Consider the following 26,725-nt stretch of genomic DNA (forward strand, 5'->3'; position numbering starts at 1 on the left):
TCAGGGAAGCTTGCCGATCATGCGCTCGCCTGGCCAGGGCAGCTGGATGTCGCGCTCGCCGGTCCAGTGGAAGTTCCTGAACGGATCGACATCCGGCTGCGCCACGGCGGGCGAGACGAGCAGGGCGGTGAGGAAGGCGGTCGCGATGCTCACCAAGGTGATGCGGCGCTTCATGGGAGTCCTTTCTCGGAGAAGTGTCGATCTGTCACGTGGGTCCCGCTAAAAAGTAACGTCGCCGGCCCGCAGGGTCGAGGAGAGCGGCCAGGCCGCGGGCCCCGGCACATCCGTGGTGCCGCCCGTGCCGAAGGCGGACGTGGTCGCGCCGGCGATCTCGCCGCCGTCCACGACCAGCTCCTGCCCGGTCAGGAACGCGGCGGCCGGCGAGGCCAGGTAGTGGAAGGCCGCGCCGATCTCCGCCGGCTGCGCGTGCCTGCCGAGCGGGATCGAGCGGTTGACCTCCTCCAGCATCTCCGGGGTGTACTCCGCCTCCTGCATGGGCGTCAGCACCGCGCCCGGACTGACGCACGCCACCCTGATGTTCGGGCTGAGCTCCAGCGCGAAGGTACGGCACAGGGCGAGGACGCCGGCCTTGGTGGCGTTGTAGTCGGCGTAGTACGGATAGGCGCGTGAGGCGTTGACGGACGCCGTCGCCAGCAGCACGCCACGCCCCTGCCTCGTCATGTAACCGGCCGCGCAGCGCCAGAGGCCCAGCACGCCCAGCAGGTTGACGTCCACGACGCGGCGGGCGGTGGCCTCGTCGAGGTTGAGCACGCCGTGCCTGACGCTGATGCCCGCGTTGGCGATCACCACGTCCAGCCGGCCCTGGTCCGTCCAGACCGCCGCCACGGCCGCCTCTATCGCCGGCCAGTCGGTCACGTCGGCCTCGACCCAGGTGACACCCGGGCTCGGCGCGGCGATCGGCGGCTGCACGTCGAGGTTGAAGACGGTGTCACCGGAGCGCGCGAAGTGCTCGGCGGCGGCGAACCCGATCCCGCTGGACGCGCCGGAGATGACCACGGTACGCATGGCAGCACCCCTTAGAAGATCACCCGAGGGCTGGTCGTCGCCCGGTTGCCGATGGACCTGCGCAGGTTCCTGCTGACCGTCAGCTTCTTCAGCCACCGGTCGGTGCCGTCGTAGCGGGGATGGAACGGCCTGCGCCCGTGGACGGCGAGGTAGTTGTCGACGATCAGCAGGCTGCCCGGCCCGACGGCCACGTCCTGCTGCCCGGCCTCCAGCCCGGCCACCAGCGCGTCGAGCGCGCTCTCGGCCTCTGGATCCCCGTCCGCGCAGGTCATGAACGGGCGGTCGAGCCGCAGGTACGGGTTGCCCGGCTCGCCGACGAGCACGGGGACGGCCTCGGGCCTGTCGCGCATCTCGCGCATCAGCGCCAGCGCGGGATGGCCAGGCTGGGTCGCCTCCAGCTGCCGCAGGTGCTCGTCGTCGGGCATGATGTGGAAGCGCGGGCGCGACAGCAGCCGGGCCTGCTCCGGCGACAGCTCCACGTCACGCACCGACGCCACGACCGTGGGCACGCGCTCGTGGTTGCGCAGCCCGAACAGCAGAAGATAGTCGCAGCGCAGCGGGTGGAACCCGTCCTCGGTGTGGAACTCCAGCGACGACTGGCTGCCGTGACCGCTCTGCTGCATCTCGTCGCCGCGGATCGGCACGATGTTCTGGATCATCCGCCCTCCCTGCAGGGTGGACCAGGCGAACGGCTCGCCCAGCACCATCCCGCACAGGGCGAGATAGACCTCCGCGTCGCCCGCGGCGGCCGACTGCGAGGGGACCGACCAGTGGCCGGGCGTCGGCCCGACGGCGTCGTCGTCGATCGGGAAGCCGTGCACCAGGCACAACGCGGCCGGCTCCGTGCGGCGGAAGTCCTCCAGGAACCGGCGCAGCCCGACCGGCAGCTCCTCGCGGATGTGCCAGCAGCGGTCGAAGAAGCCCGGGTCGGCGGGATCCTCGCCGAGCGCCCTGACCCGCTCGCCGACGGCCGTGATCGAGTCCACCTCTTTGCCGTCGAGGACGTATTCGATCGTGTCGGCGCTCATGCCAGTGCGCTCCTCACGCCGGCGGGCCGGATGTCGGTCCAGTTGCTCTCGACGTACTCCAGGCTCTCGGCGCGGGAGGCCGGGCCGAAGGCGACGCTCCAGCCGCTGGGGACGGGGAAGGCCGACGGCCACAGCGAGTGCTGCTCCTCGGCGTTCACCAGGACCAGGAAGGAGCCGTTCTCGTCGTCGAACGGGTTGCTCATGTCAGCTCTCCGGGCTCAGGTCGAACAGGACGCCGCGGGGAGGTGCGGCGAAGTCCCGCTCGCCGTTCAGCACCCAGCCGGACTCGCGGAACGCCTCACGCCACTCCGTACGGGTGGGGAGGTAGACCCCCATCGCGGCGTGCACGAGCTCGAAGCCCAGGGTGAAGATCGTCGTGTCCGCCCCCGGCGGTTCCTCGCTGCGGACCACGTCGCACAGCAGCAGCCGCCGCGCGTCGGGGAAGGCCGTGCGGAGCTTGCGCAGGCCCGCCACGCAGGTGGTCTTGGGCCAGAAGTCGTGGCCCAGGAAGACGCAGGTGATGAGGTCGACGCCGGCGAACTCGGGCAGCGGTTCGAGGTCGCGCACGTCGCCGGTGACGACGCCGATCCGGCCGGCGAGACCGGCCTGCGCCACCGAGGACGCGGCCAGTTCCACCGCCGAGGGCGCGATGTCGACGCCCACCCCGCGCACGCCGGGCCGGCGGGAGACCGCGTCGATCAGCCGCTGGCCGGAACCGCAGCCGAGATCGGCGATGGCCGAGTAGTCAAGCTCGCCGAGCAGCTCGACGAAGTGCGGCTCGACCTCGGTCTCGCCGATCAGCTTGGAGCCGACCGCCACCGCCCGCATGTCCCTGGTGTAGAAGTCGCCGGTGCGGTTCGCGGTCCTGCTCACCTCGGGCAGGACGGAGAACAGCTCGCCGCAGCCGCGGACCATCCAGTAGAAGTATCCCCGCGCGCGGTAGGCGTCGTCGAAGCGCGGCCCGGTGACCGCCTTGTCGTCGGCGACCTCGACGATCTCCGCCCAGGAGAGCGTCACCAGCAGCTGGCGCACCAGCCGCGGGTCGAGCCCGTCGGCGTTCGCCGTCTCGATCGAGTAGCTGTCCTCCCGCCTGAGCGCGTCGAGGATGCCCAGCTCGCCGGCGGCCGACAGTGACACCGCGACGAGGTAGGACGAGAAGACGTCGGCGACCGGGCCGCGGGTGAAAGCCGTGTGCATCGGGTTCTCCATTTCGGTCGGCATCGTGCTCACACCTGCTCCGCCCACAGCGCGTCCATGGTCTCGTGGGACGTGACCGTCTCCAGGTCGGGCTTGGACGCGTACCCCATGTTGACGATCGTCCGCACGCCCGCGGTGATCGGATAGACGCGGTGCAGCGTGGTGTTGGTGCGCATCACGTAGAGGTCGCCGGCCCCCACCTCGAACGACCAGATGGGGTTGTCGAGCAGCGCGCGGTGGATGGCGGGGTCGCTCTTGTCCCAGCTGGTGCCGGCCACGCACTGGACGAACCCGCCGTGCTCCGGCGGCGGGCACTGCACCAGCCACACCAGCGCGAAGCTGTAGTCGTCCCAGTGCCAGCCGTGGGTGTCACCGCTGTGCTCCAGACGGGTGATCACATACTGCTCGGGCTCGTACGGGCAGGCCAGCACGGGCTCGCCGACGATCTCGGCGAGCAGGCCGACGAGGGCCTCCGACCGGTACACGGCGGGGATGAGGGCGCTGTGCTCGGCGATCTCCGATCGCGTCACGTTGCGCATCCGGCGGGGCGTGCCGCCGGTTTCCTTGAACCTGAGGTCGCGCCGGACCCCGGATTCCTCGATGAGGGAGAGCACGTCGTCGGCCACGGCCTGCTTGACACTCGCGGGCGCCAGGAACGACACCATCGCGAATCCGCGCTCGGCGAACTCGCGCCGGGCGGCCGCCACCTCGCCGGACAATTCGGCGTGGCGTACGTGCTGGTTCAGCTCCTGCACAATTCGGGCATTCACTGCGGGGATCCTTCGCTTCTCCTGAGGGGATCTCGCTGCCTCGGACCGTAGAACCGTGGCGGAGGCCGGAGAAGCGTCCGCCGCCGTTGTGGCGAGAAATCGCCATTCGCTCGCCGCCCCGGCCGGGGCCGTACGGAGGCTTCCTAGGCTGAGGGTCATGCTCACTGGGGTCCCGCTGTTCCTCCTGCAGCTCGTCGTGATCCTGGCCTCGGCCGTCCTCCTGGGCCGGCTGGCCTCCCGGCTCGGCCAGCCGGCGATCGTGGGCGAGCTGGCGGCCGGGGTCCTGCTCGGGCCCGCCGTTCTGGGACAGCTGGCGCCGGGCTGGGCCCAGTGGCTGCCCCGGCCCGGCTCGGGAGCGCTCATCGACGCCGTGGCCCAGCTCGGGCTCCTGCTGCTCGTCGGGCTCACCGCCGCCGAGCTCGACCTGGGCAGGCTGCGCGAGCAGGCGGGCACGCTGGCCCGGGTCAGCGCCTGGGCGCTGGTCCTGCCGCTCGTGCTGGGCGCGGCGGCGGGCTTCGTGGTGCCGGCGGCCCTCCTGGGGCCGGCCGCCGACCGGGTCACGTTCGCCGCCTACCTCGGCGTGGCGCTGTCGGTCACCGCCATCCCGGTCATCTCCCGTACGCTCAGCGACCTGCGCCTGCTCGGCCACCGCGTCGGCCAGATCACCCTGGCCTCCGGCGCCTGCCAGGACTCGGTCGCCTGGATACTGCTCGCGGTCGTCGGCGCGATGGCCACCAGCGGCGCGGGGCCGGAAACGATCGGGATGCCGCTGCTGTGGCTGGCGGTCATGCTCCTGGCGGCCCTGGTGCTGCGGCCGGTCGCCCGGCGCGTGCTGAGCGTGGCCGACCCGGCGCCCGTCATGACCATGTCGGCCGTCGTGATCATCACCGGCGCGCTCGCCGCGCACCTCGCCGGACTGGAGCCGGTCGTCGGCGCCTTCGTCGCCGGGCTGGTCGCCGGGGCCGCCAAGGGCGAGGGCGCGCGGCACCTGGCCGGGCTGCGCACCGCCGTCATCGCCGTCCTCGCCCCGGTCTTCCTGGCCTTCGCCGGGCTGCACCTGGACCTCGCGGCACTGGCCGAGCCGGTGGTCGCCCTGACCGCGGCGGGACTGCTGGCCCTGGCCGTGGCGGGCAAGCTGGCCGGCGGCTACATCGGCGCCCGCACCAGCGGAATGCCCCGCTGGGAGTCGTTCGCCATCGGCGCGGGGCTGAACTCGCGGGGCCTCATCGAGATCATCGTCGCCACCGTCGGACTCCGGCTGGGCATCCTGACACCGGCCGCGTACTCGATCGTCGTCCTGATCGCGGTGGCCACCTCCTTGCTGGCGCCACCGCTGCTGCGGGCGGCCTTCGAGCGAGCACCAGAACAGAACGGAGAGCGGCATGGCCGTGGCGCGAGTGAACGGGACCACCCTGACCTACACCGACCAGGGCACCGGTGACCCCGTGATCCTGGTGATGGGCACCGGCAGCCCCGGGCACGTCTGGCACCTGCACCAGGCGCCCGCGCTGCTGGCCGCCGGCTACCGCGTCATCACCTTCGACAACCGCGGCCTGACGCCGGACTCCGGGACGCCGCCCGAGATCGATGACCTGGTCGGCGACCTCGCCGGGCTGGCCGAGACCCTGTGCGGAGGGCGCTGCCGCCTCGTCGGCGTGTCGATGGGCGCGCACGTCGTCCAGGAGCTCCTGCTGCAGCGGCCGGAACTGGTGGAGCAGGCCGTGCTGATGGCCACGCGCGGACGGCCCGACCACTTCCGCGCCAGGCTCGCCGCGGCCGAGGCCGAGCTGAACTTCGGTCCGGTGGAGCTGCCCGCCGCCTACGGCGCGGCGCTGCGCGCGGTGCTCAGCCTGTCGCCGCACACGCTCAACGACGAGAGCCGGGCCCGGCACTGGCTGGACCTCTTCGAGCTCTTCCCGACGGCCAAGGCGGTCATGCGCGCCCAGAGCAAACTGGAGATCATGGACGACCGGCTGGGGGACTACCGCGCCATCCGCGGCCGCTGCCTGGTCGTCGGCTTCGAGGACGACCTCATCACGCCGCCGCACCTCGGTCAGGAGGTCGCCACCGCCATCCCCGGCGCGAGGTACGCGCAGGTCGCCAAGTGCGGGCACTACGGGTATCTGGAGCAGCCGGACGAGGTCAACTCCCTGATGGTGGACTTCTTCGCGACCGCCTAGGGACGCGCGGCGCCCGCGCGTCCCCTGATCTCACCGCACCCGCACCCGGGTCTTCGTGCACACCTCGCACCGCTGCGTGACGACGCGGCCGATCGTCTCGATCGTCACCCACCGGTGACGAAAATGGATCCGGCTCACGGCGATGGTCTACCCGCCACCTCTGTCCGATACGCCGTGTCAACGAGCTGTCACTCCACGGGTTCGAGTCTCAGCGAGATCGAGTTGATGCAGAAGCGGTCGTCGGTCGGCGTCGGGTAGCCCTCGCCGTGGAAGACGTGCCCCAGGTGGGAGTCGCAGCGCGCGCACCGCACCTCGGTGCGGACCATGCCGTGGCTGCGGTCCTCGATCAGCGTCACCGCGTCGGAGTCGGACGGCTGGAAGAAGCTCGGCCAGCCGCAGTGGGACTCGAACTTGGTGTCGGACCTGAACAGCTCGGCGCCGCACGCTCGGCAGGCGTAGACGCCCTCGGTCTTGGTGTCGACGTACTCGCCGGTGAACGGGCGCTCGGTGCCCGCCTCCCGCAGCACATGAAACTCCTCCGGAGAGAGCTGGACCCGCCATTCGGTCTCGCTCTTGACCACCTTGTCCATACGTTCAGCGTACGAGATGCGGCAAAAAGAGATCTCCATAGGGGGAGCATCCTTTCTGGGGCGAATTCGCGTCTTTGTCAGCAAGGGGGTGTCATCGCCTCCTGCAAAGGGGCGAGACCACTCGCCGGATCGCCAGAGCGGCACAGCCCACGCCCGTGCTGGCGCCGCCGGCGATCGCCACGGCCGGCCGGGTGGCGCGCCAGCGCCCGGAACGGCGGCGCGAGTGGTCTCGTTGACGGGCCCGTTCCGTCGAGCTCCCGGTCCCGCCACCGGTGCGGCTCCGGGACGGGCCCCCTTCTCTCGCCCGGTGGTTTGTCGGAGGCGCGGGGTAGGTTCGTTCCCATGGCATCGCCGTACATCGAGCTTGAGGTGGGAGACCGCACCGTCAAGGTGACGAATCCCGGCAAGATCTACTTTCCGGAGATCGGCGCGACGAAGCGCGAGCTGGTCGAGTACTACGTCAGTGTGGGCGAGGGCGCGCTCCGGGCGCTGAGAGACCGGCCCACCAACCTCAAGCGCCACCCCGACGGGGTGCAGAGCGAGGCCATCTACCAGAAGCGGATGCCCGCCAAGCGCCCCCACTGGGTGGAGACCGCGACCGTCACCTTCCCCAGCGGCCGGACGGCCGAGTCGCTGAAGGTCACCGAGGTCGCCGCCATCGCCTACTGCGCCAACCTGGGCACCATCGACTTCCACCCCTGGCAGGTCCGCGCCCCCGACGTCGAACACCCCGACGAGCTGCGCGTCGACCTCGATCCGCAGCCCGGCGTGGGCTTCGACGCGGTGCGCAAGGCCGCGTTCCTGACCAGGGACGTGCTGGAGGAGCTCGGCATGCCCGGGTTCGTCAAGACCTCGGGCAACCGCGGCGTCCACATCGCGGTGCGCATCGAGCCGAGGTGGGACTTCGTGCAGGTGCGCCACGCCGGCATCGCGCTGGCCAGGGCCGTCGAGGAGCGCGACCCCGGCCTGGTCACCACCGCCTGGTGGAAGGAGGAGCGGGGCGACCGGGTGTTCATCGACTTCAACCAGAACGCCCGCGACCGCACGGTGGTCAGCGCCTACTCGGTCCGGGCCCGCCCGCACGCGCCGGTCTCGACCCCGCTCACCTGGTCCGAGCTCGAAGACGCCGACCCGCGCGACTTCGACATCCGCACGGTCCCCGCGAGGTTCGCCGAGCTGGGGGACGTGCACGCCGCCATCGACGACCAGGCCTACTCGATCGAGACCCTCCTCGACCTGTACGCGAAGGACGAGCGCGGCGACATGCCCTATCCGCCCAACTATCCGAAGATGCCCGGCGAGCCGAAGCGCGTGCAGCCCAGCAAGGCCCGCGACGACTGACCACTCCGTGCTCCCGGCGGGGGAGTGGTCACGGGTCGCGCGGGAGCCCCAGCGCGCGCTCGGCGATGATGTTGAGCTGCACCTCGGTCGTCCCGCCGCCGATCGTGAAGGCGCGGGTGGTGAGGATCATGCGGCTCCAGTAGGGGTCGGCGGGCGCCAGCGCCCAGCAGAACTCGGCCACCGCCTGGGCGTGCCGCATGCCGAGCAGCTTGCGGACGCTGGACGCGGTGGCGACCCCGCTCTCCTTGCCGCCTCTTGCGCCGGTGGCGACGCTGCTCTCCTTACCGCCTCTGCTGCTGGTGGCGACCCCGCTCTCCATGCCGCCTCTTGCGCCGGTGGCGAGCTGGGCGAGGGTCACGCGCAGGCCGAGGGCGGAGATGGCCTGGCCCTCGGCCCACAGCCGGCCCGCCTGCTCGCGCTGCGCCGCCCGCAGCGGCAGCCGGGCGGCGAACGCGGCCATGTCCGTGTGCCTCGACCCCGGCCCCCACGAGTCGCCGAGCGCGACCCGTTCGTGCGAGAGGGTGTCGCGGGCCACCCGCCAGCCGCCGTCCACCTCGCCGACGACCTGCTCGTCCGGCACGAACACGTCGTCGAGGAAGACCTCGTTGAACAACTCGTCGCCGTTGATCTCCTTGAGCGGCCTGACGGTGACGCCGGGCGTGGCCATGTCCACGAGGAAGTACGTGATGCCCTCGTGCTTGGGCTTGCCGGGTGAGGTCCTGGCCAGGCAGATGCCCCAGTGGGCGTACTGGGCCAGGGACGTCCAGATCTTCTGCCCGGTCAGCGTCCAGCCGCCCTCCACGCGGACCGCCCTGGTCGACAGCCCCGCCAGGTCCGAGCCGGCGCCCGGCTCGCTGAACAGCTGGCACCACACGATCTCGCCGGCGAACGTCCCGGGCAGGAAGCGTTCCCGCTGCTCCCGGGTCCCGTGCCGGACGATGGACGGCACGGCCCACGCGCCGATGCCCAGGTTCGGGCGTCTCAGGTCGCGGAACTCCTCGTGGATGATCACCTGTTCGAGCGGTGACGCCCCGCGGCCCCACGGCTCCGGCAGGTGCGGCATGATCCACCCCTCCTCGGCGAACCGCCGCCGGCGCTCGGACGGATCGGCGGCCCGAAGCGACGCGGCGTGCGCCCGCACCGAGTCCCTGACCGGGGCGGCGTCCTCGGGCAGATCAGGCTCCATCGTCCGCCGCACCCCCGCGAGGGCCAGCGCCGCCACCTCATCGGCCCACACCCCCGGATCCCCGGCCACCATCCGATCCGACAGCGCCCGGCGGTAGTAGCGGTGCGCGTCGTGCTCGAACGTGTAGCCGATGCCGCCGAGCACCTGGATCGCATCCGCCGCACACCGCACCCCGGCCTCCGCCCCGAGCACCCCGGCCACCCCCACAGCCAGCCGCACCTCCGGCGTCAACGCAGCCACCTCCTTGGCAAGCTGTTCCTGCGGCGGCAAGATGGTCGCCTCTTCGGCAAGCCGCACCTCGGGCGGCAAGGTGATCCCAGTCTGCCCGTGGACTCCGTGCTGTCCGGGGTCGTCCAGGGCTCTGGCGGCGTCCCATACGGCGGCGCGGGCCTGCTCCAGGGTTACCAGGGCGGCGGCCAGCCGGTGCTTGACGCCCTGGAACTGCCCGATGGGCCGGCCGAACTGCTCACGTACCTCGGCGTACTCCGATGCCGTGGCCACAGCCCAGGCCGCGACCCCGCAGGCGTCCGCGCCGAGCAGCACGGCGGCCAGCTCCCGTACCGGCACCGCGCCGAGCACGCGTTCCCGGGGCACGTCCATGACGGTCACAGTGCACAGGTCACGGTCCAGGTCCACACCTGCGGCGGGCTCCGCCACCACATCCCCGCGATCGAGCAACGCCCAGCCATCCGCCCCCACCGGCACCAGAAACAGATCAGCCCCCGCCGCCCCGAGCGCGAGCAGGGCGGCCGGGCGGTCCGCGCGGGGTGGCAGAGCGCCGGTGAGGTCGCTCGCCCCGGACACCGGGGCGGCGGGACCGTCTGTGAGGGGTAGGACGACGGTGGCGGTGAGGGAGCCGTTGGCGAGGCCGTCGGTCAGGTCCTTGGCGGCGGGGGAGCGGGCCGCCGCCGCGGCGGCGAGCACCGTCGGCAGGTACGGTCCGGGGACGCGCAGCTCGCCGAGCGCCTCCAGTGCCACGCACAGCTCCAGCAGCCCGTACCCCTGCCCGCCCCGCTCCTCCGGCAGGTGCAGCCCGAGCACCCCCTGCCGGGCCAGCGCACCATGGTCCGCACCCCGCTCCGCCAGCCCGCGCACGGACCCCGCGAGCGCCCGATGGTCAGTGGTCAGCCCGATTCCCATGGACCGAACCTAGAACGTTGTTCGGTCCTTCTCCACCCCCAACGTGAAGCCGGGGCGGGGAAAATCGGTGGCGGTCCCGGACCGGGCCTGGTTACGCTCCCGATGTCCATGCACGAGTCATACGGGCGGTCACGCCCTGGAAAGCGGGGGGTTTATGCCCGGGACCGCGCCACGCGCGCCTCGTCGTACCGTCATACGGACCCGTACGTGACACGTCATCCCTGACCGTCCCGAGGCCCGCACGGCGCTTCCTTGCTGCCCTTTCCCATCATGTCCGGCAAGGAGTACCCCAGGGTGTCCACCCACAAGACCCGTCAGGTCCTGACCGATACGTTCACCTGCGTACGGTGCGGGCTGACCGTGACCGGAGCCGCCCCCGGAGGCGGCCGCCGCAACCACTGCCCGAGCTGCCTGCACTCGCTGCACGTGCTCGACCGTGCCGAGGGCGGGCCGTCCGAGTGCGGATCACGCATGGCGCCGATCTCCATCGCGGTGCTGCGCGGCGGCGACTGGATGCTCATCCATCGCTGCACCCGCTGCGGAGAGCTGACGTCCAACCCGATCAGCGGCGACGACAACCAGCTCATCCTCATGCGCATGGCCGTCCGCCCGCTCGCCGAGCCGCCGTTCCCGCTGGAAACGTTCGGCGACCTGTGACGGGAGCGGACCGCATGCCACGCAGGAAACCGGCGGAGCGCCGGCCGCAGCGGCGCAAGGACGTCAGGCACGGCGAGCCGGGCGACGCGTTCCGGTGCGTCGGCTGCCGCCTCGACGTGCCCGTCACCGCGCCGGGCACCGCGCACCGCAACCACTGCCCGAACTGCCTGACCAGCAGACATGTCGACCACCGCGTCCCCGGTGACCGCCGGGCGGCGTGCCGGGGCCGTATGGCGCCGGTCAGCGTCACGGTGCGGGACGACGGCGAGTGGCTGATCATCCACCACTGCCAGACGTGCGGCGGGCTCAGCGCCAACCGCATCGCGGGCGACGACAACGCGCTCGCCCTGGTCCGCATCGCGATGCGACCGCTGTCGGACGACCGGCTGCGGGTCGGCGCGCTGCTCTCGCTGTGACCCGAGGGCCCCGGGCGACCCCCGGGGCCCTCGACAGCCGGCCCGCTCCCGGCAGAGCTATGGCGTCGCGGCGCTCCCGGACCATGGAAAGATCGGCTTCATGACGATCGTGTCGGGTGATCTCCGCCCGCGCGCGGCCATCGACGCCGCATGGGAGTTCGTCAACGGCGCGAGAAGGACCAAGCTGCAGCGCGTCACCTCGCTGGACGCCCATCGGGCCGCCAGGGAGGCGGGCGCCGAAGCCGCGCGTCTCGCCGCGCGCTCCGCCGGTGACGCCGCGTCCGCCGCTTACCTGCACCCGATAGCGAAGGCCACCCAGGTGGGCCACATCCTGCGTGCCGCCGCGAGTGCCGCGCGCGTCGCCGAGCTGAACGCGGGCGGCGATCCCGCGGTCGGCGACATGATGATCGACCAGGCGCGGCAGCGCGCCACGCCCACCCTGATCGCCGTTCTGTGCCGGTATCCCCTCGCGCCGACCGCCAAGAACCGTGTCGCGCAGCTCATGAGCACCTTGGACGCTTCCCTGCGCGCGTCCCGCTGAGAAGGCGCCACAGCACACGGGTCCTCAGTCGCCGAACTCCAGCCGCAGGGCGTGGGTGAAGTCGGCGATCGCCTCCTCGTGGCGGTCCTCCTCCTGGAAGATCTCGCCGCGCACCCGGTAGGCCCACACGTACTCGGCGTCCAGCTCGATCGCCCGGTCGAGGTCCTTCAGCGCGGCCTCGTTGTCGCCCAGCTCGCTCAGCACCGCGCCGCGGCTGCCGAGCGCGCGGTCGTGGTCGGGAGCCAGCTCGACGGCCCGGTTCAGGTCCGCCAGCGCGTCCTCGTACTGGTCGATCATGCGCAGCGCCTCCCCGCGCCGGCTCAGGGCGCGCACGAGGTCGGGGTCGATCTCCAGGGCGCTGGTGTAGTCGGCGATGGCTTCGGAGTAGAGGCCCAGCCGCTGGTAGAGGTCGCCCCTGGACACCCAGGAGTGCGCCAGGCTGCCGTCCAGCTCGATGATCTTGGCATGCTCGGCCAGCGCCTCGTCCAGCCGGTCCAGGTCCGCGAGCGCGTCCGCCCTGGCCTCCAGGATCCACAGCGAGTCCGGTGACAGGGTCAGCGCGTGCTCGAAGTCCGCCATGGCCTCCTCGTGGCGGTCGAGCGCCGCGTACGCCTGGCCGCGCGAGCCCAGCGCGTACGCGCTGTCGGGCTCCATCCGCAGCGCCTCGTCGAAGTCGGAGATCGCGGCCTCGTACCGCTCGATGAGCCGGTGGCTCTCGCCGCGCAGCCGCCAGGCGCGCGCGTTGTCCGGCACGAGGGCGATCGACTCGGTCAGGTCGGCGATCGCCGCGTCGTGCCGCCCCAGCGCGATGTACGACTCGGCGCGGCTGCGCAGCACCGACGCCCGCGACCGGGCCGCGCCCTCGTTGATCTCCTCGCTCATGGGGGGAAATCTATCGGCCCTTTGTCGATCATGACGCCCTTTCGCCGCCACCGCAGCCCGCCGTCCGGGGCGGTCATAGGATCGGGGCATGGAACTGGCCCCCGGCGTGCACGTCGCCGTCACCGACCGCCATGGCGGCGTCAGCGTCCCGCCGTACGCGACGCGCAACCTCGGCGGCCTGACCGGCGACGACCCCGCCGCCGTGCGCGCCAACCGCGACGGCGTCGCGGCCGAGCTGGGTGTGCGGGCGATCGTGTTCATGAGGCAGGTCCACGGCGCCGGGGTCGCGTACGTGAGCGAGCCGTTCGGCGACGACCCGCCGCCGGTCGACGCGGTGTTCACCACGGAGCCGCGGCTGGCGCTGGCGTCCCTGGGGGCCGACTGCCCGGCGGTGCTGGTGGCCGATCCGGTGGCCCGCATGGCCGGTGCCGCGCATTCCGGGCGTCCCGGCACGGAAGCGGGGATCTCCACTGCGCTGGTCGAGGCCATGGCGGCCAAGGGCGCCGAGCCGGGGCGGATGGTGGCGTTCGTCGGGCCCGGGGCGTGCGGGCGCTGCTACGAGGTGCCCGCCGAGCTCCGCGACCAGGTGGCCGCGAAGGTGCCGCCCGCCCGTTCCACCACCTCCTGGGACACCCCCGCGCTCGACCTGCGCGCCGGCATCGAGGCGCAGCTCCGCGACGCGGGCGTGCCCGACGTGCGCCACGACGCCCGCTGCACCATCGAGTCCGGCGAGCTCTACTCCCACCGCCGCCGGGACGCCGGCCGCTTCGCGGGACTCATCTGGCTCGCCTAGCCCGCGAAGATCTGGTCCAGTCCATGGACGCCGGGATCGCTGGTCACACAGCGGTTCAGCCTTGGCGAATCCGTTGACGCGTGGACGGAAGCCCGCACGCCGGGCCGGCATGCGTTCAGTCCAGGATGCGGAGTCTCCATGGATAGTTCGCGGGGCCCACCTCATCGCACGCCCACGCCTTCGCGCCCTGGGCGCCGACGTAGGCCACCCCGGTGTCCCGGCACTCCTGCCAGGTCATGTAATAGCCCTCGCACCACCACACGAACGGCGCGGAGACCCCTGAGAGCTGCGCCGGCGCCTCGCAGTCCTGCGACGCCGCGCCGGCGTTCCCGGGGAGTGCCAGGCACAGTCCGACCGCGGTCACGAGGCCCGCGAACAGGGTCGTGACGGTCCTCTTGCGAATCATCGTCTTGCTCCCTTCGGTTTGCTCTCCGCCCTGTATGGAGCGGAGTCACTCGGTGCGATCTTCATCCTCATGCGCCTGGATGGACCGGGCCAGGGCGTCATGAGGACGTTCGCCGGACATGACGAAGGAAGCGGAAACGGGCGAGGGCGACCTCAGGGCGAGCCGTCCGGGTCAGGCGCCGGGGCGGTTGAAGACGAAGTTGACCGCGACGATGCCCAGCCAGATCACCAGGAGCGCGGGGTTGAGCGCGCCGAGCGCGGCGAGCGCGATCGTGGCCCCCGTGCCGAGCGCCAGCGAGACGATGGCGAGCGCGAGCCGCTGGCCGTCGGTCGGGCCGGGCCGTCGCCTGGCGGGAGCGGCCCGGAGACGTTCGTCGACCCGCCGGTCGACCTCCTGCCCCACCTTGTCGAGGAACGACGCCGCGATGGCTTCCTCGAAGTCGGGGCCGAGATCACGGCGGGCGGCGAGGGCCGCCTTCAGTTCTTCACTGCTGCTCATACAGCGATATATAGACGATGGTCAGGGTCAGCGGGCAAGGATGTCGTCAAGGTTGTAGGAGACCGGCCGTTCGAGCTGCTCGTACGTGCACGACTCCGGCGTGCGGTCGGGCCGCCAGCGCCGCCACTGCGCGGTGTGGCGGAACCGGTCGCCCTCCATCTGGTCGTAGGCGACCTCGATCACCAGCTCCGGCCGGAGCGGGATGAACGACAGGTCCTTCTTGGCGTTCCAGCGCGAGATCGCCCCCGGCACCCGCTGGCCCCCGGTGGCGGGCGTGGCGGCCGGCCGGCCCAGGTTGGCCTGCGCCTGCTCGGCCCAGTGGCCCCACGGATGCTCGCCCAGCTCGGCGAGGTACGGCTTGAGCTCCTCCACCAGCTCGGCCCGGCGCGCCATCGGGAACGAGGCCGCCACCCCCACGTGGTGGAGCCTGCCGTCGTCGCCGTAGAGGCCGAGCAGGATGGAGCCCACGATCGGCCCCGTCTTGTGCTCGCGGTAGCCGGCGATCACCACGTCGGCGGTGCGCTCGTGCTTGACCTTGAACATCACCCGCTTGTCGGGCGTGTAGGGCTGGTCGCCCGGCTTGACGATGATGCCGTCGAGCCCGGCGCCCTCGAACATCTCGAACCACTCGCCGGCCTGCTCGTCGCTCTTGGTCACCGGGGTGAGCCGCACCGACCGGCCCTTCTGGGGGAACAGCTCCTCCAGGCGGGCCCGCCGGTCGGCGAACGGCGCGTCCATCAGCGCCTCGTCGCCGACGGCCAGCAGGTCGAAGGCGACGAACGAGGCCGGGGTCTGCTCCGACAGCATCTTGACCCGCGAGGCCGCGGGGTGGATGCGCTGCTGCAGCGCCTCGAAGTCGAGCTCCGAGCCGCTCGGCAGCACGATCTCACCGTCGACGACGCACCGCTCGGGCAGCTCCGCCTTGACGGCCTCGACCAGCTCGGGGAAGTAGCGGGTGAACGGCCGCTCGTTGCGGCTGCCGAGATAGACCTCGTCGCGGTCGCGGAACACGATGCACCGGAACCCGTCCCACTTCGGCTCGTAGAACAGGGTGCCGTCCTGCTTCGGCATCGCCTTGACCGGCTTGGCCAGCATCGGCCCCACCGGCGGCCTGACCGGCAGGTCGAGATCGGGGATCGGCTCCGGCTCCTTGGGCTTCCGCGCCGGCCTGGGCGTCGTCGGCTCGCTCATGGTCACATCTCCCTCGTGTAGCGGCAGAAGAGGACGCCCTCCTCCTCCAGCACCTGGCCCAGCCGGAGCCGCTCCCGCGACGGCTCACCGTCGAGGATCCGCGCCGCGTCCCCGCCCAGCAGCAGCGGGCTCACCGACAGGCACAGCTCGTCGACCAGCCCGGCGGCCGCGAGCTGGGCGTTGAGCCGCGGCCCGCCCTCGCACAGCACCCGGGTCAGCCCGCGCGCGTGCAGCGCGGCCACCGCGCCGGCCAGGTCGACCCGCTCGCCGCCGGCCACGATCACCCCGCCGGCCTCGGCCGCCGCCTCGCGCCGGTCGGCGGGCGCGCTCTCGCAGGTGATCACCAGGGTCGGGCTCACCGCCTCGCGGAACAGCGGCGCGCCGAAGTCGAGGTCGAGGCCGCGGCTGACGACGGCGAGCGGCGCGGCCGCCGGCCGCCCCGCGCGCAGCTCGCGCCAGGACTCGCGCGGCCTGACCGGCCCGTAGCCCTCGGCCCGCACGGTCGCGGCGCCTACCAGGACCACGTCGGCCAGCCCGCGCAGCACCCCGAACACCCGCTTGTCGGCCTTGCCGGACAGCCCTCCGGACAACCCCTTGTCCCAGGCCGCGCCGTCGGCGCTGGCCACCATGTTGAGGCGCAGCCAGGGCCTGCCCTCCGGGTAGGCGTAGGCCTGCACGATGTCCGGATCGTCTTTTATGTCGGGATGGATGCGGCGCACCCCTCTACCTTGGCACACGCCTCCGACAAGTCACTCTCGCGGCCTGCGCAGCACCTGCATCGAACGCGACGTCACCGCCACCACGTCGCCCGCCCGCCACCGCTCGTCGCCGAACAGCCCCTCCGAGCTGTCGTCGGCGGTGTCGAGCTCCAGCAGCCAGCCCGCCCCGAACGTCTCGCCGGGCAGCGTGAACGCCATGTCCTCGTGATGGGCGTTGATCAGCAGCAGGAACGAGTCGTCGGAGATCCGCTCGCCGCGGGGCCCAGGCTCGGTGATCGCGTCACCGTTCAGATAGACCATCAGCGACTTGGCGTAGCCGACGTGCCAGTCGGCCGCCGTCATCTCGGCGCCCCCGGGCGTCAGCCACACCAGGTCGCGCTCGCCGTTCTCGGGGTGACGGCCGTGGAAGAACCGCCGCCGCTGGAATACCGGGTGTCTGCTGCGCAGCTTCGCCAGCTTGCGCACGAACTCCAGCAGCTGCGCCTCCGTGCGCATCGCCGACCAGTCGACCCAGGCGATCTCGTTGTCCTGGCAGTAGGCGTTGTTGTTGCCCCGCTGCGTGCGGCCGAGCTCGTCGCCGTGGGACAGCATCGGCACGCCCTGCGACAGGAACAGCGTGGCCAGGAAATTGCGCCGCTGCCGGTGGCGCAGCCGCACGATCGCCGGATCCTCCACCGGCCCCTCGGCGCCGCAGTTCCACGACCGGTTGTCGTCGGTGCCGTCGCGGTTGTCCTCGCCGTTGGCCTCGTTGTGCTTGCGGTTGTACGAGACGAGATCGGTGAGCGTGAACCCGTCGTGGCACGTCACGAAGTTGATCGAGGCCACCGGCCGCCGCCCCGACGTCTCGTAGAGGTCGGCCGAGCCCGTCAGCCGCGAGGCGAAGTCCGGCAGCGCCGAGTGCGTGCCCCGCCAGAAGTCGCGGACCGTGTCGCGGTACTTGCCGTTCCACTCCGTCCACAGCGGCGGGAAGTTGCCCACCTGGTAGCCGCCGGGCCCGACGTCCCACGGCTCGGCGATCAGCTTGACCTGCGAGATCACCGGATCCTGCTGGATCAGGTCGAAGAACGCGCTCAGCCGGTCGACGTCGTGCAGCTCGCGCGCCAGCGCCGACGCCAGGTCGAACCGGAACCCGTCGACGTGCATCTCCAGCACCCAGTAGCGCAGCGAGTCCATGATCAGCTGCAGCGCGTGCGGGGACCGCACGTTCAGCGAGTTGCCGCAGCCCGTGTAGTCCAGGTAGTAGCGGCGGTCGGCGTCGTGCAGCCGGTAGTAGGCGGCGTTGTCGATGCCCCTGAACCCGAGCGTCGGCCCCATGTGGTCGCCCTCGGCGGTGTGGTTGTAGACCACGTCGAGGATCACCTCGATGCCCGCCTCGTGCAGCGCCCGCACCATGGCCTTGAACTCCTGCACCTGCTCGCCGCGCGTGCCGGAGCTGGAGTAGTCGCCGTGCGGGGCGAGGTAGGCCATCGTGTTGTAGCCCCAGTAGTTCGTCAGCCCGCGCGCCACCAGGAAGTGCTCCGGCATGAAGTGGTGGACCGGCATGAGCTCGACCGCCGTCACCCCCAGCGACAGCAGGTGGTCGACGACCGCCGGATGCCCCACCCCCGCGTACGTGCCGCGCAGCTCCTCCGGCACGTCCGGATGGCGCATGGTGAGCCCGCGCACGTGCGTCTCGTAGATCACGGTCTGGTGGTACGGGACGCGCGGCGGACGGTCGTTGCCCCACTCGAAGAACGGATTGATCACCACGTTCTTCGGCATGAAGGGAGCGCTGTCGACCCGGTTGACCTTCGCCGGGTCGGTGAAGTGGTAGGAGAAGACCGCCTCGTTCCACTGCAGCTCACCGTCGACCGCCTTCGCGTACGGGTCGAGCAGCAGCTTGGCGGGGTTGCACCGGTGGCCGTGCGCGGGCTGGTAGGGGCCGTGCACGCGGTAACCGTAACGCTGGCCCGGCATGATGCCGGGCAGGTAACCATGCCAGACGAACCCATCCACCTCGGACAGATCGACGCGCTCCTCGGAGCCGTCATCGTGGAACAGGCACAGCTCGACCCGCTCGGCCACCTCGGAGAACACCGCGAAACCGGTGCCCACGCCATCCCAGGTAGCGCCGAGTGGATAGGGTTCGCCCGGCCAGACGTCGCGCATGTGACCTTATTGTCGCATGCGATCGGGTCTTGCTACAGCAGTTCGGCGTTCAGCGTGATCGTGGTGCCGGTCAGGGCCTTGCTGACCGGGCAGTTGACCTTGGCGGTCTCGGCCGCCTGCTGGAACTGCTCGGCGGTGACGCCCGGCACGTGGGCCTTGACCGTGAGCACGATGCCGGTGATGCCCTCACCCGGCTGGAAGGTGACGTCGGCGCTGGTCTGCACCGACTCCGGCGGCGTGCCCGCGCCGGCCAGCCCGTGCGAGAGCGCCATGGAGAAGCAGGCGGAGTGGGCCGCGGCGATGAGCTCCTCGGGCGAGGTCTTGCCGTTGGCGGCCTCGGCCCTGGACGGCCAGGACACCTCGAAGCTCCCGACCCCTGAGGTGTCGAGCGAAACAGTGCCGGAACCGTCGAGCAGCGCGCCCTTCCACTGCGTCGTGGCGGTGCGGGTCGTGGCCATGCGAGTGCTCCCTCTTGTTGATGGACGACCTTCCGACCCTATCGCGGGGCGGGAAAGCGGCCGTGGCCGACATCCGTCTGCCGTTTCGCGGCGAATGATGAAATGCTGGGTCGCGGCGCACCCGCCGTCTAGTCCGGATCATCGGGAGTGTGGTGCCAGTGGAGGCACCGTACGACGACCGCCTGCTGCACCAGCGGGTGGTCGGCGGCGACGAGGCCGCACTCGGAGAGATCTACGATCGGCTCGCCTCGCTGATCTTCGGCCTGTCCCTGCGCGTGACGAGGGACCGGGTGATCGCCGAGGACATCACCCAGGAGGTCTTCCTGGTCTTCTGGGAGCGTCCGCTGGCGTACGACCCGGAGCGCGGCACCCTGCGCGCGTGGCTCGCCACGATCGCGCACCGCCGCGCCGTCGACCACGTGCGCGCGGAGGAGCGCAGGCGCGTGTCCGTGATCGGTCCCAGGCTCTTCCAGCGGGAGCCCGAGAGGCTGGAGGACACGGTGCTCGCCGGCGACGAGGCCGATCGGGTGCGGCAGGCCGTCATGGCCCTGCCGGACGCGTTACGCCAGGCCGTCGAGCTGGCCTACTTCGGGGGCAGGACCTACCGGCAGGTGGGGGAGGAGCTGGGCGTGCCCGAGGGCACGGCCAAGTCGCGCATCCGGCTGGCGCTGCGCCGCCTGGCGGAGGCGCTGGCGGAGGAAGAGGTGTGATGGAGCCGCTCGAGCGTCTGTATCTGGACGCGCTGCTCGAAGAGCCGGCGGAGCCGAAGGGCTCGCTGCGGCCGCAGCTGCTGGCCGGGGCCCGGGCGCGGCGCCGCCCGGCGGCTCCCACGGCGCCGTGGGCGGAGCCCTACGCGGGCCGGGTCGCCGCCATGGACGCCCTGCTGGCCGCCGCCGTGGACGACGACTGGTCGCGCGTCATCGTCGAGGGCTGGACGCTGCAGGAGCTCGTCGCCCACCTGGCCGCCAAGGACGGCCTGGTCGCGGCCGGCGTCGGCGCCCCCGTCCTGGGGCCCGAACTCGCCGCCGCCGACGCGCTCGGCCGCACCGCCGACGTGCAGGCGTACGAGCGGGCGCGCAGCCCCGAGCAGACCCGCCGCGACTGGCGGGCGCAGGCCGACGCCCTCTGCCGCCACCTGGCCACGGTCCCGCCCGGCACCACAGCCTCGGTCGACGGCCTGACGGTCCCGGTCCGCGACCACGTGCTCGCCAGGATGCTCGAAACCTGGATCCACACCGACGACGCGGCCAGGGTGGCCGGAGTCAGGCTGCCGGAGCCCGTCCCCGAGCACGTCCACCCGACGGCCGACCTGTGCGCCCGGCTGCTGCCGTGGACGATGCTGCTGTCCGGGCTCGACGGGTCAGGGCGCAGCGTGCTGGTGACGCTCACCGGAGCGGGCGGCGGCGAGTGGCACGTGGCGCTGGGCGTCGAGGACGCCCCCGCGTCCGGTCCCCCGGACGCGCGGATCACCGCGGGCGTGGTCGAGTTCTGCTTCCTGCTGGGCGGCCGGGGCGACCCCGAGCGCTTCCCCGCGCGGCTGGACGGCGACGTGGGCCTGGCCCGCGACGTGCTGCGCACGGCCCCGGCCCTGTCAGGACCCTGACGGCCCCGGGGATCGCTCAGGCGTTCCGGACGTCGCCGACCAGCTCGTGCAGCTCGGGGTCGTCGGACTCGGCCAGGACCCGCTCGGCGCCGCGGGCCGCGCGCGGGTCGCCCCGTCTGGCCAGGCCGCGCGCCGCCTCCGCCACCGTGCGCAGCACCTCGTCGTCCAGCCGGGCCGCCAGCGCGTCGCGGATCCCGGGCGTGTCCGCGTCCAGCCCGGCCAGGCCCGCCGTGGCCCAGTCGCGCACCTCGCCGTCGTCGTCGCCGGTCATCTCGACCAGCAGCGCCACTCCTTCGGCGTGGTCCGGCGTCAGCACGTCGGCCAGCGCGATGGCGTCGGTCATGGTGCGCTGGTGACCGGGGCGGGTGATGAGGCCGAGCACGAGCGGCAGCGCCCGCGGGTCGCCCTGGTGGCCGAGCGCGGCCAGCACCGAACGCAGCACCTGCGGGCCGGACTCGGTGACCGTCATCCGCCGCAGCAGCGGCAGCGTCCGCTCCAGGTAGGGCTTGTCGTCGCCGGTCACGCCGAACTGGGCGATCGCGTCCACGCCGAACTCGCGCTCCCTGGCGTCCTCGCTCACGCACAGCCGCGCCAGCGCCTCGTACGTCTCCTCGTCGCCCCGCGCGGCCAGCGCGTCGGCCGCCGCCCACCACGTCTCGGCGTCCTCGTCCAGGTCGCGGTGCGCGAGCGCGCGCCCCAGCAGCCGCTCGACCGGCGCCCACTCGCCCGCCGCCGCCTCCAGCAGGGTCGCGATGGCGGCGTGGCCGCGCTGCGCCTGCACCTGCTCGATCTCCGACCCGTCGGGCGAGGTGGCGGTGACCGTGACCAGCCCGGTGCCGTCGCCCGCCCACTGGCGGTGCACCGCGTACGTCCAGCCCTCCTGCTCGACCTGGTCGAGCAGCGCGCTCTCCAGGTGCACGCCCACCCAGTCGGCGGCGATCTCCAGCGGCGTGTCGCCGTCGCCGTCGTACTTGGCGGCGTCCGCGCCGGCGTCGAGCAGCTCACGGACCACGCCGAGCGCGCCGCGGCGGGCGGCGAGCGTGAGCGGCGTGTCACCCGTCTCGTTGGCGGCGTCGACGTCGGCGCCCGCCTCGATCAGCACCCGCGCGGTGCCCGCCGCGCCGTTGGTGGCGGCCCACATCAGGGCGGTCCAGCCGCCGCTCTCCCTGGTGTCCACGCCGGCGCCGGCGGCCAGCAGCATCCCGGCGACCTCCACCCGGTCGCGGGCGGCGGCCGCGCACAGCGGCAGGCCGCCCTCGTCGCCCTCGTACGGCCGGTCGGGGCCGGCGCCCTCGGCGAGCAGCTCGCCGACGGTCTTCTCGTCGCCGTCCAGCGCGGCCCGGTAGAGCTGTTCCTCATGCATGACAACGGACCCTAGCCTGGCCCGGCCGCGCCCCGGGACCATGCTGGGGTCCGTGTCACTATCTGGTACGGGGTGCGTGTCGATAGTGGTTCACCCCATTTCCTCCTTGGGGAGGACCGCGACACCGTCAAAACGCGATATGTTGCGAGTATGACTGACCCCGGGGAGGTACGCGCCTCCGACGCCGAGCGCGAGGCCGTGGTCGAGCTGCTTCGCGAGGCCTCCGTCGAAGGCAGGCTCACCCTTGCCGAGCTCACCGACCGCACCGAGGCCGCCTACACCGCCACCACCCAGACCGAGCTCGCCCTGCTCACGCAGGACCTGCCCGCCACCGCGGCCTTCACGCCGCCCGCGGAGCGGCGCGAGGGCAAGAAACGGCGCTGGTTCGTCGGCGTCATGGGCGACACCAAACGGCGCGGCACCTGGCGCATCGACCAGGAGCTGGGGGCGGTGGCCGTGATGGGCGACGTCGTGCTCGACCTGCGCGAGGCCGAGGTGCGCACCGACGTGGTGGAGATCATGGCCGTCTCCGTCATGGGCGACGTGAAGATCATCGTCCCCGACGGGGTGAACGTCGACCTCGACGGCATGGCCATCATGGGCGACAAACGGGTCGACGTGCAGGAGGCGCCGCGGGGCATGAACGTGCCGATGGTGCGGGTCCACGCCTACGCGATCATGGGCGACGTGAAGGTGCTCGGCGACTCCCGGGCCAAGCCCATCAAGCGCGGCTGGTCGGCCTGGCGCGAGCACTGGCGCCAGCTCCACGGCGACGACCACGGCGACCGCTCCCTCGGCCGCGGCTACTGACCCCACCCCGGCACCGGCGCCCCGGGCGCGTTCCCGCACGGCATGCGGTGGCGCGCCTGAGTGATCGGCGTCCGTGGGCACGGCTCCGCACATCGGCGTCTCGTACGGTCAGGCCGTCCTGAGGTCGCCTGCCGGGGACCGCAGCGCGGACTCGTACCGTTCCAGCAGCACCCGGGCCAGCTCGGGCGCGGGCCCGAGCACGTCGGCGACCACGTCGGCGCCCGCCTCCAGGGTGGTGCGGCGCACCTTGTCGGCGAAGTAGCCCGGCGCCAGCAGATAGGGCGCGACCGCCACCCGAGGCGCACCCGCCTCCTTGAGCCTGGCGACGGCCTCAGCGGGCGTCGGCGCCGCCGCCGACGCGTAGGCGGCCTCCACGGCCCACCACCCGCACCCCGCCCCCGTGGCGGCCCATACAGAGCCGCCGTCGAACCGCCCGGCGTGGGACGGCACAACCTCCGCCCACGCCGCGCCCGAACCCGCGGCGCGGGACTGCGCGGCACCTGAGCCCGCGGTGCGGGATCGCGTGGCACCCGAGCTTGTGGCGCGGGACTGCGCGGGCTCCCATACCCCCTCGGGAGACCCGGCCGCGCAAGGGGCGGCGCCGGGGCGGGCGGCGAAGGAGCGGGCCGCGAAGGACGGCGCGGCGGCGGGGCGGCGCCAGGCGCGGGCGAGCCGGGCGATCACCTCGTTGGCGCGCGCGTCGCTGGAGCCCGCCGACACCAGGACGACCGCGGTGTCCGGGTCGCCGGCGGGCACGCCCGCCTCCTCCAGGCGCCGCTCAAGGGCGGCCGTCAGCAGCGGGTGCGGACCCAGGGTCGTGCCGTAGCGGACGCTCAGCCGAGGCTCGCGGGCGCGCGCCTCACGCAGCGCCGCGGGCAGGTCGACCCGGCTGTGGTAGGCCTCGGTCAGCAGCAGCGGCAGCACCACCGCGTCGGTCAGGCCGTGCAGCGCCTGCCCGAGGGTGGGAGTGGCGTGGTCGAGGTAGGCGGAGCGCACCGGAAGCCAGGGGCGCAGCCGCCGCACCTCTTCGAGCAGCGCCTCCACGGTGGCGGCGGCACGGGGATCTCGCGAACCGTGCGCGACCGCCACCAGTGGGACGCTCGGGCCGGCCCCGTCTGCCAACGGAACCGGCCGGCCGGGGGTCACAGGTGAATGCCGCATTCGACCTTCCCCAGCCCCGCCCAGCGGCCGCTGCGCGGATCCTCTCCCTCCAGGACCTGCCGGGTGCACGGCGCGCACCCGATGGAGGGGTAGTCGTCGTAGTGCAACGGGTTGATCAGCACCCCGTTGTCGGAGATGTAGTTGTCGACGTCCTCCTGGGTCCAGGAGGCGATCGGGTTGATCTTCACCATCTGCCGCTTGGCGTCCCACTCCACGACCTTCGTGCCGGTGCGCGAGGGGGACTCGTCGCGGCGGATGCCGCTGATCCACGCGAGGTACGGCTCCAGCGCCCGGTTGAGCGGCTCCACCTTGCGCAGGAAGCAGCACAGGTCGGGGTTGCGGCCGAACAGCCGCGGGCCGAGGTCGCGATCCTGCTCCTCGACCGTGCGCGACGGCTTCACGTCGATCACGTTGACGTCGTAGACCTGCTCCACGGCGTCGCGGGTGCCGACCGTCTCGGCGAAGTGGTAGCCGGTGTCGACGAACAGCACGTCCACCCCCGGCTTCACCCGGCTCACCAGGTCGATCAGCAGCGCGTCGCTCATGGACGAGGTCAGGCACAGCCGGTCCCCGAACGTGGCCGCCGCCCAGCGGATGACCTCGCGGGCGGAGGCGTCCTCCAGGAAGACCGCGGCGGACTCGACGATGTCCTGCAGGTCGAGGACGCCGCGCTGCTGCCGCAGATCGATTTCGATGTCGGCGAGCGTCATATGTTGACCCCGATTCCGAGAAACTTCAGCTTGAACGCACGAGCGCAGGAGCGGCAGTACCAGCCCCCGTCATCCTGGTAGGGCTCCAGATCCTCGTCGCCGCAGTACGGGCAGTGGAACGGGACCGCGCGGCCGCTCATTTGAGATCGGCCTCGTCGGCGCGCTGCACCCAGTCGGCGAAGGTCTCGCCTTCCTTCTTCTGCTCGTCGAAGTGGCGCGCGACCCGCTCCACGTAGTCGGGCAGCGCCGCCGCGGTGGTCTTGAGCCCGCGCACCTTGCGGCCGAAGCCGGAGTTGACGCCCAGCGAGCCGCCCAGGTGGATCTGGAAGCCCTCGACCTGCTTGCCGTTCTCGTCCAGGACGAGCTGGCCCTTGAGCCCGATGTCGGCCGTCTGGATGCGGGCGCAGGAGTTGGGGCAGCCGTTGACGTTGATGGTGAGCGGCTCGGTGAACTCCGGCAGGCGCCGCTCCAGCTCGTCGATCAGGTGGTCGGCGGTGTTCTTGGTGTCGACGATGGCCAGCTTGCAGAACTCGATGCCGGTGCAGGCCATCGTCTGGCGGCGGAACGTGGACGGCTTCACCCGCAGGTCGTTGGCCTCCAGATCGGCCACCAGCGAGTCGACCCGCTCGGGGGCGACGTCGAGGATGACCATCTTCTGCTCGACCGTGGTGCGCACCCGGCCGGAGCCGTGACGCTCGGCGATGTCGGCGATCAGGTGGAGCTGGTCGCCGCTGAGCCGGCCGACCCTGGGCGCGAACCCGACGTAGAACAGGCCGTCCTTCTGGCGGAAGACGCCCACGTGGTCGCGGCGGTTGGCGCGCGGCTGCTCGGGCGCGGGCCCGTCGGGCAGCGGCTCCTTGAGGTACTCGGTCTCCAGCACCTCGCGGAACTTCTCCGGCCCCCAGTCGTTCATCAGGAACTTCAGCCGGGCCCGGTGGCGCAGCCGCCGGTAGCCGTAGTCGCGGAAGATGCCGATGACGCCGCCGAACACGTCGCCCGCCTGCTCCGGCGCCACGAACACGCCCAGGCGCTTGCCCAGCATCGGGTTGGTCGACAGGCCGCCGCCGACCCACAGGTCGTAGCCCTTCTCGCCCCGCTCGTTGACCACGCCGACGAACGCCACGTCGTTGATCTCGTGCACCGTGCAGTGAGATGGGCAGCCGCTCAGCGCCGTCTTGAACTTGCGCGGCAGGTTGGAGTAGGCGGGGTCGCCGATGTAGCGCTCGTGGATCTCGCGGATCTGCTCGGTGGCGTCGAGCACCTCGTCCTCCTCGATCCCGGCCAGCGGGCAGCCCAGGATCGTGCGCGGGGTGTCGCCGCAGGCCTCCGTGGTCGACAGGCCCACGGCCTCCAGCCGCTGCCAGATGTCCGGCACCGACTCGATCTCGATCCAGTGGAGCTGGATGTTCTGCCGGTCGGTCACGTCGGCGGTGCCGCGCCCGTACTCGTTGGAGAGGTCGGCGATCACCCGGAGCTGGCGCAGGTCGAGCTGGCCGCCGTCGATGCGGATGCGCATCATGAAGTAGCGGTCGTCGAGCTCCTCCGGCTCCAGGATCGCGGTCTTGCCGCCGTCGATCCCGGGCCTGCGCTGGGTGTAGATGCCGTACCAGCGCATGCGCCCGCGCAGGTCGGCGGGGTCGATCGAGTCGAAGCCCCGCTTGGAGTAGACGTCGATGATCCGCTGGCGGACGTTCAGCCCGTCGTCGTTCTTCTTCAGCTCTTCGTTCTTGTTCAGCGGCTCCCGGTAACCGAGAGCCCACTGACCTTCGCCGCGCGGGCGCTTGTGATGCCGGCTGGCAGGGGTGCTCATTGCGCGTCCTTAGAGATCATGGGCGCGCGCACGCGGATGTCCTCCTGCCTCGTCATCGAGTGCAGGGAAAGAAGGAGTGCGACGCGCTCAGCGGTGGGAAA

General features: G+C 72.1%; 30 protein-coding genes. 10 read left to right on the top strand and 20 right to left on the bottom strand.

The genetic code is table 11. The features are described 5' to 3' along the window. From FR742_RS44410 to FR742_RS08225, 6 genes are read right to left on the bottom strand one after another with little or no spacing between them, the layout of a single operon-like run. Positions 1–174: a hypothetical protein gene (locus FR742_RS44410; protein ID WP_187281045.1), complete on the bottom strand. Its 174-nt coding sequence runs from the start codon at positions 172–174 to the stop codon at positions 1–3. Between the two features lie 45 nt (positions 175–219). Next, positions 220–1,026 carry an SDR family NAD(P)-dependent oxidoreductase gene (locus FR742_RS08205; RefSeq protein ID WP_148030390.1) on the bottom strand — a complete coding sequence of 269 codons (807 nt, stop codon included), beginning with the start codon at positions 1,024–1,026 and terminating at the stop codon, positions 220–222. Between the two features lie 11 nt (positions 1,027–1,037). Continuing rightward, on the bottom strand, positions 1,038–2,054 hold the full coding sequence (gene gntD, locus FR742_RS08210; protein WP_148030391.1) for a guanitoxin biosynthesis L-enduracididine beta-hydroxylase GntD: 1,017 nt from the start codon (positions 2,052–2,054) through the stop codon (positions 1,038–1,040). Continuing rightward, positions 2,051–2,257, bottom strand: coding sequence for an MbtH family protein (locus FR742_RS08215; protein ID WP_148030392.1), 207 nt, complete (start codon positions 2,255–2,257; stop codon positions 2,051–2,053). The genes gntD and FR742_RS08215 overlap by 4 nt, the downstream gene beginning before the upstream one ends. Position 2,258: 1 nt before the next feature. Beyond that, on the bottom strand, positions 2,259–3,251 hold the full coding sequence (locus FR742_RS08220; RefSeq protein ID WP_187281046.1) for a methyltransferase domain-containing protein: 993 nt from the start codon (positions 3,249–3,251) through the stop codon (positions 2,259–2,261). Between the two features lie 29 nt (positions 3,252–3,280). Continuing rightward, a complete protein-coding gene (locus FR742_RS08225) occupies positions 3,281–4,021 on the bottom strand; it encodes a hypothetical protein (RefSeq protein WP_148030394.1) in 741 nt (246 codons plus the stop codon). 157 nt (positions 4,022–4,178) lie between these two features. Here FR742_RS08225 and FR742_RS08230 point away from each other — a divergent pair, with 157 nt between their 5' ends. Together FR742_RS08230 and FR742_RS08235 are read left to right on the top strand one after the other, a co-directional pair. Then, a complete protein-coding gene (locus FR742_RS08230) occupies positions 4,179–5,462 on the top strand; it encodes a cation:proton antiporter (protein ID WP_148030395.1) in 1,284 nt (427 codons plus the stop codon). Continuing rightward, on the top strand, positions 5,404–6,201 hold the full coding sequence (locus tag FR742_RS08235) for an alpha/beta fold hydrolase (RefSeq protein WP_148030396.1): 798 nt from the start codon (positions 5,404–5,406) through the stop codon (positions 6,199–6,201). Before FR742_RS08230 ends, FR742_RS08235 begins: the two co-directional genes overlap by 59 nt. 188 nt (positions 6,202–6,389) lie before the next feature. Here the strand turns inward: FR742_RS08235 and msrB are convergent, their stop codons facing one another. Next, entirely contained in the window at positions 6,390–6,791 is a 402-nt protein-coding gene (gene msrB / locus FR742_RS08240) for a peptide-methionine (R)-S-oxide reductase MsrB (protein WP_148030397.1), read from the bottom strand. A gap of 342 nt (positions 6,792–7,133) precedes the next feature. On the opposite strand from msrB, the gene ligD reads away from it, so the two are divergent. Beyond that, entirely contained in the window at positions 7,134–8,132 is a 999-nt protein-coding gene (ligD, locus tag FR742_RS08245; protein ID WP_148030398.1) for a non-homologous end-joining DNA ligase, read from the top strand. Positions 8,133–8,160: 28 nt separating this feature from the next. Here ligD and FR742_RS08250 read toward each other — a convergent pair whose 3' ends face one another. Next, positions 8,161–10,458 (bottom strand): acyl-CoA dehydrogenase, encoded by a 2,298-nt coding sequence (locus FR742_RS08250; RefSeq protein WP_148030399.1) that lies wholly within the window; start codon positions 10,456–10,458, stop codon positions 8,161–8,163. A gap of 270 nt (positions 10,459–10,728) precedes the next feature. Between FR742_RS08250 and FR742_RS08255 the strand changes: the two genes are divergently transcribed. The 3 genes from FR742_RS08255 (at position 10,729) to FR742_RS08265 (ending at position 12,072) form a co-directional block, all read left to right on the top strand. Next, a complete protein-coding gene (locus tag FR742_RS08255; RefSeq protein WP_148030400.1) occupies positions 10,729–11,115 on the top strand; it encodes an RNHCP domain-containing protein in 387 nt (128 codons plus the stop codon). Positions 11,116–11,129: 14 nt separating this feature from the next. Next, a complete protein-coding gene (locus FR742_RS08260; protein WP_148030401.1) occupies positions 11,130–11,531 on the top strand; it encodes an RNHCP domain-containing protein in 402 nt (133 codons plus the stop codon). A 100-nt stretch (positions 11,532–11,631) separates the two neighbouring features. Then, a complete protein-coding gene (locus FR742_RS08265; RefSeq protein WP_148030402.1) occupies positions 11,632–12,072 on the top strand; it encodes a putative immunity protein in 441 nt (146 codons plus the stop codon). A gap of 24 nt (positions 12,073–12,096) precedes the next feature. Here FR742_RS08265 and FR742_RS08270 read toward each other — a convergent pair whose 3' ends face one another. Beyond that, positions 12,097–12,954, bottom strand: a complete 858-nt coding sequence (locus FR742_RS08270; protein WP_187281047.1) for a lipopolysaccharide assembly protein LapB — start codon at positions 12,952–12,954, stop codon at positions 12,097–12,099. A gap of 88 nt (positions 12,955–13,042) precedes the next feature. Here FR742_RS08270 and pgeF point away from each other — a divergent pair, with 88 nt between their 5' ends. Beyond that, positions 13,043–13,747, top strand: a complete 705-nt coding sequence (gene pgeF / locus FR742_RS08275) for a peptidoglycan editing factor PgeF (protein WP_187281048.1) — start codon at positions 13,043–13,045, stop codon at positions 13,745–13,747. Positions 13,748–13,862: 115 nt separating this feature from the next. On the opposite strand, the gene FR742_RS08280 is transcribed toward pgeF, so the two are convergent. From FR742_RS08280 to FR742_RS08305, 6 genes are all read right to left on the bottom strand, one after another. After that, on the bottom strand, positions 13,863–14,153 hold the full coding sequence (locus tag FR742_RS08280; RefSeq protein ID WP_148030404.1) for a hypothetical protein: 291 nt from the start codon (positions 14,151–14,153) through the stop codon (positions 13,863–13,865). A gap of 171 nt (positions 14,154–14,324) precedes the next feature. Beyond that, a complete protein-coding gene (locus FR742_RS08285) occupies positions 14,325–14,651 on the bottom strand; it encodes a hypothetical protein (protein ID WP_148030405.1) in 327 nt (108 codons plus the stop codon). A 27-nt stretch (positions 14,652–14,678) separates the two neighbouring features. Further along, the gene (locus tag FR742_RS08290; protein ID WP_148030406.1) at positions 14,679–15,842 is read right to left on the bottom strand and encodes an ATP-dependent DNA ligase; all 1,164 of its coding nucleotides are present in this window, start codon (positions 15,840–15,842) and stop codon (positions 14,679–14,681) included. A 2-nt stretch (positions 15,843–15,844) separates the two neighbouring features. Then, on the bottom strand, positions 15,845–16,561 hold the full coding sequence (locus tag FR742_RS08295; protein ID WP_148030407.1) for a pyrimidine reductase family protein: 717 nt from the start codon (positions 16,559–16,561) through the stop codon (positions 15,845–15,847). Between the two features lie 30 nt (positions 16,562–16,591). Continuing rightward, positions 16,592–18,709, bottom strand: a complete 2,118-nt coding sequence (gene glgX / locus FR742_RS08300) for a glycogen debranching protein GlgX (RefSeq protein WP_148030408.1) — start codon at positions 18,707–18,709, stop codon at positions 16,592–16,594. A gap of 32 nt (positions 18,710–18,741) precedes the next feature. Further along, the gene (locus FR742_RS08305) at positions 18,742–19,167 is read right to left on the bottom strand and encodes an OsmC family peroxiredoxin (protein WP_148030409.1); all 426 of its coding nucleotides are present in this window, start codon (positions 19,165–19,167) and stop codon (positions 18,742–18,744) included. A gap of 149 nt (positions 19,168–19,316) precedes the next feature. On the opposite strand from FR742_RS08305, the gene FR742_RS08310 reads away from it, so the two are divergent. Both FR742_RS08310 and FR742_RS08315 read left to right on the top strand, forming a co-directional pair. After that, complete coding sequence (locus tag FR742_RS08310; protein ID WP_219543210.1) at positions 19,317–19,877, top strand: sigma-70 family RNA polymerase sigma factor; 561 nt, start codon at positions 19,317–19,319, stop codon at positions 19,875–19,877. Beyond that, positions 19,877–20,770 carry a maleylpyruvate isomerase family mycothiol-dependent enzyme gene (locus tag FR742_RS08315; RefSeq protein ID WP_148030411.1) on the top strand — a complete coding sequence of 298 codons (894 nt, stop codon included), beginning with the start codon at positions 19,877–19,879 and terminating at the stop codon, positions 20,768–20,770. The genes FR742_RS08310 and FR742_RS08315 overlap by 1 nt, the downstream gene beginning before the upstream one ends. A 16-nt stretch (positions 20,771–20,786) precedes the next feature. On the opposite strand, the gene FR742_RS08320 is transcribed toward FR742_RS08315, so the two are convergent. Then, positions 20,787–22,133, bottom strand: a complete 1,347-nt coding sequence (locus FR742_RS08320) for an ankyrin repeat domain-containing protein (RefSeq protein WP_261808411.1) — start codon at positions 22,131–22,133, stop codon at positions 20,787–20,789. 150 nt (positions 22,134–22,283) lie between these two features. Here FR742_RS08320 and FR742_RS08325 point away from each other — a divergent pair, with 150 nt between their 5' ends. Continuing rightward, a complete protein-coding gene (locus FR742_RS08325) occupies positions 22,284–22,943 on the top strand; it encodes a DUF1707 domain-containing protein (RefSeq protein WP_148030412.1) in 660 nt (219 codons plus the stop codon). Positions 22,944–23,051: 108 nt separating this feature from the next. On the opposite strand, the gene FR742_RS45645 is transcribed toward FR742_RS08325, so the two are convergent. The 4 genes from FR742_RS45645 to FR742_RS08345 are packed head-to-tail and all read right to left on the bottom strand — an operon-like array spanning position 23,052 to position 26,624. Next, positions 23,052–24,032, bottom strand: a complete 981-nt coding sequence (locus FR742_RS45645) for a sirohydrochlorin chelatase (protein ID WP_261808412.1) — start codon at positions 24,030–24,032, stop codon at positions 23,052–23,054. Positions 24,033–24,085: 53 nt separating this feature from the next. Further along, on the bottom strand, positions 24,086–24,814 hold the full coding sequence (locus tag FR742_RS08335; RefSeq protein WP_148030413.1) for a phosphoadenylyl-sulfate reductase: 729 nt from the start codon (positions 24,812–24,814) through the stop codon (positions 24,086–24,088). Continuing rightward, positions 24,811–24,954 (bottom strand): Insertion element protein, encoded by a 144-nt coding sequence (locus FR742_RS45650; RefSeq protein ID WP_148030414.1) that lies wholly within the window; start codon positions 24,952–24,954, stop codon positions 24,811–24,813. The genes FR742_RS08335 and FR742_RS45650 overlap by 4 nt, the downstream gene beginning before the upstream one ends. Continuing rightward, positions 24,951–26,624, bottom strand: a complete 1,674-nt coding sequence (locus FR742_RS08345) for a nitrite/sulfite reductase (RefSeq protein WP_148030415.1) — start codon at positions 26,622–26,624, stop codon at positions 24,951–24,953. The genes FR742_RS45650 and FR742_RS08345 overlap by 4 nt, the downstream gene beginning before the upstream one ends. Between the last annotated feature and the right edge of the window lie 101 nt (positions 26,625–26,725).

Origin of the sequence: Nonomuraea sp. C10 (assembly GCF_008017515.1) — a bacterium.
Classification (GTDB): Bacteria; Actinomycetota; Actinomycetes; order Streptosporangiales; family Streptosporangiaceae; genus Nonomuraea; species Nonomuraea ferruginea.